Annotated in this window: 9 protein-coding genes; 3 read left to right on the forward strand and 6 right to left on the reverse strand. The window is 45.1% G+C overall.

Annotated elements, in window-relative coordinates:
* Window positions 1-732 precede the first annotated feature (732 nt).
* Both V7K27_RS32965 and V7K27_RS32970 read left to right on the forward strand, forming a co-directional pair.
* The gene (locus V7K27_RS32965) at window positions 733-2,880 is read left to right on the forward strand and encodes an Rne/Rng family ribonuclease (RefSeq protein ID WP_334952887.1); all 2,148 of its coding nucleotides are present in this window, start codon (window positions 733-735) and stop codon (window positions 2,878-2,880) included.
* Window positions 2,881-2,888: 8 nt separating this feature from the next.
* Window positions 2,889-3,542, forward strand: a complete 654-nt coding sequence (locus V7K27_RS32970) for a ribonuclease HII (RefSeq protein ID WP_334952888.1) — start codon at window positions 2,889-2,891, stop codon at window positions 3,540-3,542.
* 496 nt (window positions 3,543-4,038) lie between these two features.
* On the opposite strand, the gene V7K27_RS32975 is transcribed toward V7K27_RS32970, so the two are convergent.
* Window positions 4,039-4,626, reverse strand: a complete 588-nt coding sequence (locus tag V7K27_RS32975) for a DUF1997 domain-containing protein (protein WP_334952889.1) — start codon at window positions 4,624-4,626, stop codon at window positions 4,039-4,041.
* A gap of 473 nt (window positions 4,627-5,099) precedes the next feature.
* On the opposite strand from V7K27_RS32975, the gene pheA reads away from it, so the two are divergent.
* Entirely contained in the window at window positions 5,100-5,975 is an 876-nt protein-coding gene (gene pheA, locus V7K27_RS32980) for a prephenate dehydratase (RefSeq protein ID WP_334952890.1), read from the forward strand.
* 134 nt (window positions 5,976-6,109) lie between these two features.
* Here the strand turns inward: pheA and V7K27_RS32985 are convergent, their stop codons facing one another.
* The 5 genes from V7K27_RS32985 to rpsG all read right to left on the reverse strand — a co-directional run bounded on the left by V7K27_RS32985 (window position 6,110) and on the right by rpsG (window position 11,430).
* A complete protein-coding gene (locus V7K27_RS32985) occupies window positions 6,110-6,757 on the reverse strand; it encodes an LON peptidase substrate-binding domain-containing protein (RefSeq protein ID WP_334952891.1) in 648 nt (215 codons plus the stop codon).
* Between the two features lie 204 nt (window positions 6,758-6,961).
* On the reverse strand, window positions 6,962-7,279 hold the full coding sequence (gene rpsJ / locus V7K27_RS32990) for a 30S ribosomal protein S10 (protein ID WP_008232935.1): 318 nt from the start codon (window positions 7,277-7,279) through the stop codon (window positions 6,962-6,964).
* A 206-nt stretch (window positions 7,280-7,485) separates the two neighbouring features.
* Window positions 7,486-8,715: an elongation factor Tu gene (gene tuf / locus V7K27_RS32995; RefSeq protein WP_300416821.1), complete on the reverse strand. Its 1,230-nt coding sequence runs from the start codon at window positions 8,713-8,715 to the stop codon at window positions 7,486-7,488.
* Window positions 8,716-8,738: 23 nt separating this feature from the next.
* Window positions 8,739-10,817: an elongation factor G gene (gene fusA / locus V7K27_RS33000; RefSeq protein WP_334952893.1), complete on the reverse strand. Its 2,079-nt coding sequence runs from the start codon at window positions 10,815-10,817 to the stop codon at window positions 8,739-8,741.
* 142 nt (window positions 10,818-10,959) lie between these two features.
* Window positions 10,960-11,430 (reverse strand): 30S ribosomal protein S7, encoded by a 471-nt coding sequence (rpsG, locus tag V7K27_RS33005; protein WP_292831101.1) that lies wholly within the window; start codon window positions 11,428-11,430, stop codon window positions 10,960-10,962.
* Window positions 11,431-11,479 lie beyond the last annotated feature (49 nt).

The raw sequence follows: 11,479 nt of genomic DNA on the forward strand, positions 1-11,479 counted from the left end.
CCTTGTGAATCAGTAACTAACAGCAGGCTCGGTTAGCTTCTCTAAATCCATGCTTTTTAAACAACTGCTGAATGTCTAATCTACAGTAGTACTCAAGAGCTAGTGCATTACTTTTCAAGAGTTGAAGCAACTGCCGTCGGTTATGCCGACTTGTAGACGTTCACAGACGCGCAAAGGGCGGCTTGCCATAGGCTAGGGCAGCTGAAGGCAGGGTAGCATCTGGCGTTGCTGAGTATAACCCTAAGGATAAATCCGGGGAATGGAAAATAGAAATAGTTTCTTTTTCTTAACGACTTCAGTAGGTTACTCTCAAATCAAGTGTCCTGGGTTAAAAGCTCATATCATGTCCGGTAGCATACCCATAATAAAAGAACCCCACCCCCAACCCCTCCCCGCAGGCGGGGAGGGGAGCTAAAGCGCAGCTTTGGCGGGGTGGGGTTCCGGGTATTATGCTTAATTACCCGGACATGATATCACTCAGGATTTAGAACTTTCAACTCAGAACTCTCAAGATTTGAGGGTATGCATCACGAATCAACCACGGACGGTTGATTTAATTGCTGAAACAATATACAGCCGTGTAAACGCTCTTAAGAGCGCCAATAGCTATTTAACTTAGAAGCTCAGATTTGCGATTTTTATTACCAGTAGCGCCTTTAAGGGTTGTAGAGACAAACAAAGGTATAACAAACCTTCAAACCTATTGGTGCTGGCAGTTTTTGAGGAAATTGAATGCCAAAACAAATTATCATCGCGGAGCAGCACCAAATTGCTGCGGTTTTTTCTGAAGATCAAATACAGGAACTCGTTGTTGCTACGGGTCATCACCAAATAGGTGATATCTACTTAGGAGTAGTAGAAAACGTATTGCCTGGGATAGATGCGGCTTTTGTGAATATTGGCGACCCCGAGCGTAACGGTTTTATTCACGTCACTGACTTAGGGCCATTGAAGCTAAAGCGTACCGCAGCAGCAATTACAGAACTACTAGCACCACAGCAGAAAGTTTTGGTGCAAGTAATGAAAGAGCCAACGGGGACAAAAGGCCCCAGGCTCACGGGTAATATCACCTTACCCGGACGCTACGTAGTACTGATGCCCTATGGTAGGGGCGTAAATTTATCCCGACGGATTAAAAGTGAAAGTGAGCGCAACCGCTTGCGGGCGCTGGCGATTTTGGTCAAACCGGCGGGAATGGGTTTGCTTGTGCGTACAGAAGCCGAAGGCAAGCCCGAAGAAGCGATTATGGAAGATTTGGAGTTGCTGCAAAAGCAATGGGAGGCGATTCAGCTTGAAGCGCAGTCCACCCGCGCCCCAGCACTGCTCAACCGGGATGATGACTTCATTCAGCGCGTATTACGGGATATGTACGGCGCGGATGTGAATCGGATTGTCGTGGATTCCAGTACTGGTTTGAAGCGCGTGAAGCAGTACTTGCAGAATTGGAGTGGAGGTCAAACACCGCAGGGATTGTTGATTGACCATCACCGCGATCGCTCCCCAATTTTAGAATACTTCCGCATTACTGCCGCGATTCGAGAAGCCCTCAAACCGAGAGTAGACTTACCTTCTGGAGGCTACGTGATTATTGAGCCGACTGAGGCTTTAACCGTAATCGATGTTAACTCAGGTTCCTTCACGCGATCGGCAACAGCTAGAGAAACAGTTTTGTGGACAAACTGCGAAGCTGCAACAGAAATTGCTCGCCAGTTGCGTCTGCGGAATATCGCCGGGGTGATCGTCGTTGATTTTATTGATATGGAATTGCGACGTGACCAACTGCAAGTTCTCGAACACTTTAATAAAGCACTCAAAGCAGACAAAGCTCGTCCCCAGATTGCCCAACTCACCGAACTAGGTTTAGTAGAACTGACCCGCAAGCGTCAGGGTCAAAACATTTACGAATTATTTGGTGAAACTTGTCCCACCTGTGGCGGTTTAGGACATACCGTGCGTCTCCCTGGAGAAATCGAAAACCGATTACCAATACTATCAGATACACCAGAGCGTGAGCGTTTTGTATCCCTACCTCACCGAGAACCACGTCAGCCATCTGCCCGCACCCCGGAACCACGAGAAACCTATGATGGATTTGGGGAAACATTTGACGGCGACTCGGAATTGGGCAACTTAAATCTGATCAATCATCCTAGTTATCAAGAACTTAATGATAAGCGTCGTACCCGCACTCGCCGCAGTCGAATTGGTGTCAATGGGTTAAACGGGAAAGATGAAGCTCGGGTTATTCCCAATCCTCTGGCTTTTGTCAACGAGCCAGACTTAGACCTTGATGTGGAACCAGAACTAGGAGTTGTACCAGAAATTCCCTCACCCACCCTTGGTAAACCAGGTTGGAGTGAAAGAGTAGAGCGCATTAAAGTTATCAAAGCAGAGCCAATCAAACCTGTGGTAGAACCACCGGAGATTAGGACTGTAGAAATGAGCCTCCAGGAACAGGATATGTTTGCTTTGATGGGAATATCTCCCTTGGTGAAGTTAGAGCAAGAGGTTAAAAATACCAAGTCTGTGATTATTAATGTGATTCAGCCCGGTCAACTGCCAACAACCCCAACTGAATCAATCTCAGAATCAACTATTGCTCAAAAAGCAACACCTGAAATAACCGCTATTGTCCAAAAAGCAACACCTGAAATAACCACAAATAAGATACCAGCACCAAAAGTTATTGAACCAGAACAAAAATCTTTGATCGAAGAGACAACCCCAGTATCGGAGTTGACTGCGAATCCTTCGGCAAGCTTGTCGGCGATTGCCTCCGCCGCGATCGCAATTGCCGATGAAACTGAAGCTGAAGCCAATAGCAGCGCCACTGCCAGCCGTCGCCGCCGCCGTCGTTCCTCCGCGATCGAGGATAATTAATTTGCTTTATGGTAGAAACATCGCCAGCACCCTTGGAAAAATCCAGTTGGCTGGAGTTTTCTACCTTGTCAGGGATTCCAGGATTGGTTGCAGGTGTGGATGAAGTCGGGCGAGGTGCTTTATTTGGCCCTGTAGTGGCGGCAGCAGTGATCCTACCAGATCATGCTTTGCCAATACTGATGGCAGCTAAAATTAAAGACAGTAAAAAGTTGTCTAGTTCTCGTAGAACTCAGCTAGCGCAACAAATTTGTGGGCTGGCTATAGATTGGAAAATTGGGTTTGCTTCTACTGCCGAAATTGACAAGATAAATATTTTGCAAGGGACGCTGTTAGCAATGAAGCGGGCTGTGTTGAAATTAAAGGTACAGCCTGCACTTTGCTTGGTTGACGGTAATCAGTCAATCAAAGACTTGCTAATACCGCAACAAACAATAGTCAAAGGGGACGAGCGATCGCTCGTTATTGCCTCTGCTAGTATTGTCGCTAAGGTTTGGCGTGACGATCTGGTAATGCGTCTAGCATTAAAATACCCTATGTACAACCTGGAGTGTAACAAGGGTTATGGTAGCCAGCAGCATTTGCTGGCTTTGCAACAATACGGGCCTTCGCCGCTGCATCGTCAGTCTTTTCGTCCTTGCCAAATCAAACGTCTGAGTGATTGAAGAAGAATACAGAATTCAGAATTCAGAATTCAGAATCAAGATTTCGGCGTGATGTTATACCGTTTCACTTTAATAATGATACAAATACGTTGGTAGGGGCACAGCAATGCTCATGCCTGTCAACTTAAGATAAAAGGGCGGTTAGAAACCGCGTCTACACAGACAAAACCCACCTCCGTGGGTTATAAAAGCTTAATTTTCTCTTAGTCCACGGAGGTGGACTTTGTTTGTGTAGCCGCGAATTCCATTCGCCAAGGCTTAAGTTGACACCAATGAGCTTTTTCTGTGCCCCTACGAGAAATATATATGTATCAGGCTTTGTCTGAAATGGTATTAGCGACGTAGGAGCATCTGACTCGCTACCGCAACCCTTACACCAGTAACACAGAATTCAATTCTGACTCCTGAATTCTGAATTCTGAATTCTGGCTCCTGACTTCTGAATTCTGAATTCTGACTCCTGACTCCTGACTTCTGAATTCTGTTTGTTAAATAATTACTCAGCATTCAGGATTGGTAATTCACTACTCTCACCGTCAAGTCCTCTATCTTTGGTTTGTGACACCACCCAGTAGCGATAATCGGCTAAAAGTTGATTTAATAACCGTTGCTTGACTGACAACAGCACGCTTTTGAGCAACCCATTGCCAGTAGCTTCTAAAATCGGCTTAGGAGTGAAGGAAAATGGCGGTGGGAAATCCACCAGCACTTCTAAATCAGCTTTTCCTTGCAGGCGCGTGCCAGTGCTAAACTCTTTAGGAGACAAATACCCTTTTAAATTGAGAGCAAAGCGCTGGTTAATATACTCGAAACCCAGGATTTCACAGCCTAGCGATCGCAAATAAATAACTCCATTTGATTCTGCCCAGACTCTCATATCTACAGTAGGTTGAATACTTAGTGACATAAAAGTTAGCGGACGCATTTTTAAGCGAAATACCTCCTCAGAAACCTGCTGAATCCGGCTATTGTCAGCTAAAGCCCTAACCAGACGTTGAGGCTGACGCAAGTAGTGCTGAATGGGAATAGGCTGCTCTGGAACAGCGATTTCAACCGATTGAGAGGCAGTAAACCGGGTAGCCATGAGCGGATAAAAATATCTGTTTTTTAATTTTAATATTTTTTAACAACTTAGTTCTGATTATTAGAAAAGTATAAAATTTATTGACCATAAAAACGATTATTGCTGATCAGCTATACATCATTAGCAAAAAGTTGATACGCTGATTACTATCTTTAGTTCAAGAAATATACATTAAGATTTAAGTGTTGACACAAATTCAAGAATATGCTTAGTTATTTAGGGAGAAACTAATATAATGGCTCTTAAATCTTCAGAGGAACTTAGCAAAAAAACCGCCAGGAGATCGATCTGATAGGAGGCTGATTTCTATAACTTATTTTCTTGGATACATATTTTGGTCTATTCATTTATTCATTTAATGCGTAAATTTTAGAGATAACAAGTCTAGTAAGAGTAGATATTTGATATATTTGCTAAGACCAAAATATCATACCTATATTTACCCATTAAACTCGTAACTTAAGGCTAAAGGCATGACTTTATTGATCGCACATTTAGGGCCTCCCGGCACTTACGCAGAACAAGCAACTATTCTTTATGTCAACTGGTTGAGCAAAAGTACGGGAATTGAAGCTATATTATGCGCCTATCCCAGTATTTCCCAATCACTGCACGCCGTTGCTGATGGTCAAACCCAGTTGGCTGTTGTGCCAGTGGAAAATTCTATTGAAGGGAGTGTTACCACAACACTGGATACACTCTGGCAGTTAGACAGTTTGCGAATTCAGTTGGCTTTGGTATTACCCATTGCTCATATGTTAATTTCCTGCGCGTCTAGCTTAGATAGGATTAAAACTGTTTACTCTCATCCGCAAGCTTTGGCACAATGTCAGGGATGGTTAGAGCGGTTTCTCCCGAATGTAGAGATTATTCCCAGCAATTCTACAACCGAAGCACTACAGCGATTGGAACAAGAGACAACAACAGCAGCGATCGCCTCTAGTAGAGCTGCTCAACTCTACAACCTGCCCATACTTGCTAGTGGTATTAACGACTATCCAGAAAACTTTACTCGTTTTTGGGTAGTTAGTCAAGGTGAAGCGGACGCCGGATACCAGACATCAAAACTACCTGCCAGCCATACATCGCTAGCTTTTAGTATGCCTGCCAACACACCCGGAGCATTGGTCAAATCTTTGCAAATATTTGCTCAGTTAGGGATTAACCTTAGCCGGATTGAATCTCGTCCGACGAAGCGATCGCTAGGCGAATACTTGTTTTTCATGGATTTAGAAGCGGATGCCAAGGAAGCACAAATGCAATCTGCTTTAGCAGAATTAACTATCCACACAGAAATTTTAAAAATTCTTGGCGTTTACAATGTTTTGCCGATCAGTGCTGTTACTTGAAAACTCAGGAGTTATCAGTTAGGAGTTAAGAATTATCAGCTAGGGAATATAAATTATAAGTTGTCAATCTTTTATTTTTTGTTATTTATTCCTAACTCCTCACTCCTAACTCCTCACTCTTAGCCCTTAACCCCTCACTTTTCATTAAACGTATCTTTGAGAACAGCGCGAGCTGCCAAGTGATTACGAGTCGAAGTTAAAATTTCTGCTTCTCGCTCTAGACGAGTTGAAGTATCTTGCATTTCTAGCAATAACTGCTGCTCTGCGGCAACACCATAAAGATTACTGGCTACCCAATAAGATAATTCTGTTGGTAAGTCAGGCAAATCTTCTGGCAACTCGATATTTTGTTCCGTTAATTTGGCTGACAGACGCACAACATCTCGAAGAAGTTGTTCTACTTCAGTTGACAAAGGTCGCAAATCTTTAGTCGGTGGTTGGTCTTCAATCCACTCCACTAAGCCAACGCGGTATGGCTTTTCACGAACATACTCTAATACACGAAATCTTTGCTGCCCTAAAGTCAACATCTTGATCCGATCATCTGGCAGTCGCTGGTGATGAACGATTTCGGCACAGCAACCAGTGTTTGCAATTGTACCTTTGACTGGATCGAACATCAAAACACCGAACCTGCGATCGCTCTCCAAAATCGTGTTCATCATGATTCGGTAGCGAAATTCAAAGATGTGTAGGGGTAATGGTCTGGTAGGAAACAGAACTACTTCGGGTAACGGGAACAGAGGTAGTTCACGAACTGCAATTTTAGAAGATGATGTCATTGTTACTTTGGTATAAACTTAATCTTAAAAAATAATTTTTCTCTGCTTTTCCCGTACTTTCTCTACATTCTATCATTTGTTTCCTAGCTAAATAAAAGCCCTGAGATATATTTCTTCAGGGCTATGTAAATATTCATACTAATGACATTTGTCATTTATCCTTTGCTAATCACAAATGACCAATGACAAATGACAAATGACTAATTAAAGTTTGACTTCAATATCTACACCCGATGGTAGATCCAATTTCATCAGGGCATCGATAGTCTTAGAAGAGGGCTGATAAATGTCAATAATCCGGCGATGAGTACGGGTTTCAAAGTGTTCCCGTGAATCTTTATCGACGTGAGGCGATCGCAGCACACAATAGATCCGGCGTTTTGTTGGTAAAGGAATTGGGCCTATAGCTGTAGCGTTGGTGCGGTTAGCTGTGTCTACAATCTTCTCGCAAGATGTATCTAATAAGCGCCTGTCAAAGGCTTGTAAACGAATTCTAATCTTCTGCTGCTGTAGAGTTGCCATCTTTAATTTTCCAGGTTCTGCGTAATTGGGTTAGTGGGGAGTGGGGAGTGGGGAGTGGGGAGTGGGGGAGACAAAATTGCTTGGCTTCTTCCTATTCCCTATTCCCTACTCCCTATTCCCTACTCCCTTTAATTAAAAAGGAAGAGAAAGGAGCAGAGAGGCATAACAAATACCATCTCTGCTCCTTCGTTATGAGCAAAAAGGTGCTACTTCAAAATTTTGGAGACAACACCAGCACCGATGGTGCGGCCACCTTCGCGGATAGCAAAGCGCATTCCTTGTTCAATAGCGATCGCGTTGATCAATTCTACTGTCATTTTGATGCGATCGCCTGGCATGACCATTTCGGCTTCACTACCATCATCAGAGGTGAAGGCTTTGATCGTACCAGTTACGTCGGTTGTCCGCACGTAGAACTGAGGACGGTAGCCGGAGAAAAATGGAGTCTTACGACCACCTTCTTTTTCTGTTAAAACGTATACTTCACCTTCAAATTGAATGTGAGGTTTAATTGAACCTGGTTTGGCGATTACCATCCCCCGTTCAATATCAGCCTTCTGAATACCCCGGAGGAGTACGCCAGCGTTGTCTCCAGCCATACCTTGGTCAAGACTCTTCTTGAACATTTCAATACCAGTTACGGTAGTGGCGCGAGTATCTCTGATACCCACTAGTTCAACGTTATCGCCGACTTTGACTATACCTCGCTCAATCCGACCGGTGGCGACAGTACCACGACCTGTGATTGAGAACACGTCTTCTACAGCCATCAGGAAGGGCTTATCAACATCCCGCTCAGGGGTGGGGATGAAAGAATCTACAGCGTCCATCAATTCGTAGATTTTGTCTACCCAAGGATTTTCGCCCCGTTGGGTCTTAGGATTCTTAGCCATTACTTCCAGAGCTTGCAGACCAGATCCTTTGATAATGGGGATATCGTCGCCAGGGAAATCGTAGCTGGTAAGCAATTCTCGAAGTTCTAGTTCTACTAGTTCTAGGAGTTCAGGGTCATCCATCAAGTCTTCCTTATTTAAGAAGACAACCAGACTGGGAACGCCGACCTGTTTTGCCAACAGGATGTGTTCGCGGGTTTGGGGCATCGGTCCATCGGTAGCAGCTACTACGAGGATGCCACCATCCATCTGAGCAGCCCCGGTGATCATGTTCTTCACATAGTCAGCGTGACCTGGACAGTCTACGTGAGCATAGTGCCGACTAGCAGTTTCATACTCAACGTGAGCGGTATTAATGGTAATACCCCGCGCCTTTTCTTCTGGCGCATTATCGATTTGGTCGTAACCTTTAGCTATAGCTTGACCCATAGCTGCCAAGGTCATAGTGATGGCTGCTGTCAACGTAGTTTTACCGTGGTCAACGTGGCCAATAGTACCGATATTTATGTGGGGTTTATTCCTTTCAAACTTTGCGCGTGCCATGAATGCTCATTTCCTTATTTTAACTAAGCGTTCCCTTTGCCTTTAGCAATGATTGCCTCAGCCACGTTGCGAGGTACTTCTTCGTAGCGACTAAACTCCATTGAGAAGATGCCCCTACCTTGGGTCTTCGACCGGATATCAGTAGCGTAGCCAAACATGGTCGCCAGTGGGACTTTGGATGTCACCTTAGCGAGTCCCTGTTCAGTACTTTGGCTTTCAATGTGCCCCCGTCGGGCAATCAGGTCGCCAATGACATTCCCGATATAGTCTTCGGGAACTTCAACCTCAACTTTCATCATAGGCTCTAAGAGGACGGGTGAAGCTTTCAGCACAGCCTCTTTCATCGCCATTGAGCCAGCGATTTTGAAAGCCATTTCCGAAGAGTCTACATCGTGATATGACCCATCAATTAGGGTCGCTTTGACGTCAATCAACGGATATCCAGCGAGAACACCGGATTCACAGCTTTCTTTCATTCCTTGTTCTGCTGGGCTGATGTACTCTTTAGGTACTGTACCGCCAACAATTTTGGAGACGAATTCAAAACCAGTACCGGGTTCTCCAGGCTCCAAATTGATCACAACGTGACCGTATTGACCTTTACCACCACTTTGGCGGATGAATTTGCCCTCAACTTTGTTCACAGCTTTCCGAATTGTTTCTCGGTAAGCTACTTGCGGCGCACCAACATTCGCTTCTACCTTAAATTCTCGTAACATCCGGTCTACTAGAATTTCTAGGTGGAGTTCTCCCATCCCTGCGATTACGGTTTGGTTGGTTTCCGGATCGACGTGGACACGGAACGTGGGGTCTTCTTCTGAGAGAGATTGCAGAGCCTTGGATAATTTATCCATGTCGTTCTTGGTTTTGGGTTCAACCGCCACCGAGATTACAGGCTCAGGAATGAATAGGGATTCCAGAATTACTGGCGATCCTTCATCACAGATTGTGTCACCTGTCAAGGTATCTTTCAATCCCAGGGCTGCTCCCAAATCACCCGCTCGCAGTTCATCGACATCTTGTCGGTCATCTGCCTTCATCAGCACTAAGCGGGAAATCCGTTCTTTTTTATTCTTACTAGCGTTGAGGACGTAACTACCCTTTTTCAACACACCAGAATAAACGCGAACAAATGTCAGGCGACCATAAGGGTCAGCCATAATCTTGAATGCCAGAGCCGCTAGGGGTTCGTTGTCATCAGCCCGTCGCTCAACAGTATCGCCATTTGGCAATAAGCCTTGAATTGGCGGCACTTCACTTGGCGCTGGCAGGTAATCGACAACGGCATCCAGCATTAATTGCACGCCTTTGTTTTTGAATGCCGAGCCACAAAGTACTGGTACGATTGTGCCAGCAACTGTGCCTTTACGCAGGGCAAGAGCGATTTCCTCTGCTGTCAGTTCTTCGCCCTCGAAGTACTTAGCCATTAGAGTGTCATCAGTTTCTGCCACTGCTTCGACTAGCTTGAGGCGGTATTCATCTACCTGCGCTTGCAATTCGGCGGGGATATCCGTTTCCTGAATATCGGTTCCTTGGTCGTTTGCGTAAATATACGCACGCAGTCGTACCAAGTCGATAATCCCTTGGAATTCGGTTTCACTACCAATTGGTAGTTGAATAGCGATCGCATTCGCCCGCAAGCGATCGCGCATCTGCTCATGAACTTTATAGAAGTTCGCTCCAGTGCGATCCATCTTGTTGATGAAGGCGATCCGAGGAACTTTGTAGCGGTCCGCTTGCCGCCACACTGTCTCAGACTGCGGTTGCACGCCGCCCACAGAACAAAATACTGCGATTACACCATCCAACACGCGCATGGAACGCTCAACTTCAATTGTGAAGTCTACGTGACCCGGAGTATCGATAATGTTAATTTGATGATCTTTCCAACTGGTACTGATCGCAGCCGCAGTAATGGTAATTCCCCGCTCCCGCTCCTGCTCCATCCAGTCTGTGACGGCAGTTCCTTCGTGAACTTCGCCAATTTTATGAATTATTCCAGAGTAAAACAATATTCTCTCTGTTGTTGTTGTTTTGCCCGCATCTATATGCGCCGCAATACCGATGTTGCGTACTTTTTCTAGCGGGATCGTGCGTGCCACAATTACCTCCTATAGTTTTTGCCCCATGATATCTATCTTGTATATTACTCTTTGTTAAGATTCTATACTTTTGCGGAAAACCGCCTTTTTTTTGTAAATCTACGATATATCGCTTCGGGAGGGCGATATATCGTTTTTCTACTTAATAACGATAGTGTGCGAATGCTTTGTTAGCTTCGGCCATCCGGTGCGTTTCTTCCCGTTTGCGAATGGCATTTCCAGTTTCGTTGGCAGCATCCATTAACTCATTTGCCAATTTGCTTGCCATTGTCCGGCCTGGTCTAGACCGGGAATATTGCACTAACCAACGCAGTGCTAGGGTAGTGCCACGTTCTGTACGCACTTCCATTGGTACTTGGTAGGTTGCTCCGCCAACTCGCCGAGCTTTTACTTCTACTAAAGGCGTGGCATTTCGCACCGCTCTTTCAAAGGTTTCTAAGGCAGCGCTACCAGTGCGTTCCTCAATAGTTTTCAATGCATCATAAACAATCCGTGCGGCAAGCGATTTCTTGCCATGACGCATGATCCGCCTGATAATCATGCTCACAAGGCGACTGTTATATACGGAATCAGACGGAACTGGGCGCCTTTGAATAACACCACGACGAGACATACTTCACCTTTAATTCGGAATTGGCAACGAAATTATATGCTATCAGACA

The sequence above is a fragment of the Nostoc sp. genome (assembly GCF_036919575.1).
Taxonomy (GTDB): Bacteria; Cyanobacteriota; Cyanobacteriia; order Cyanobacteriales; family Nostocaceae; genus Nostoc.

Excerpts from the sequence above, each read along its gene's own strand:
- tuf (WP_300416821.1), bottom strand. The coding sequence starts at position 8,715 with ATGGCACGCGCAAAGTTTGAAAGGAATAAACCCCACATAAATATCGGT.
- rpsJ (WP_008232935.1), bottom strand. The coding sequence starts at position 7,279 with ATGGCAACTCTACAGCAGCAGAAGATTAGAATTCGTTTACAAGCCTTT.
- rpsG (WP_292831101.1), bottom strand. The coding sequence starts at position 11,430 with ATGTCTCGTCGTGGTGTTATTCAAAGGCGCCCAGTTCCGTCTGATTCC.
- V7K27_RS32975 (WP_334952889.1), bottom strand. The coding sequence starts at position 4,626 with ATGGCTACCCGGTTTACTGCCTCTCAATCGGTTGAAATCGCTGTTCCA.
- pheA (WP_334952890.1), top strand. The coding sequence starts at position 5,100 with ATGACTTTATTGATCGCACATTTAGGGCCTCCCGGCACTTACGCAGAA.
- V7K27_RS32985 (WP_334952891.1), bottom strand. The coding sequence starts at position 6,757 with ATGACATCATCTTCTAAAATTGCAGTTCGTGAACTACCTCTGTTCCCG.
- V7K27_RS32970 (WP_334952888.1), top strand. The coding sequence starts at position 2,889 with ATGGTAGAAACATCGCCAGCACCCTTGGAAAAATCCAGTTGGCTGGAG.
- V7K27_RS32965 (WP_334952887.1), top strand. The coding sequence starts at position 733 with ATGCCAAAACAAATTATCATCGCGGAGCAGCACCAAATTGCTGCGGTT.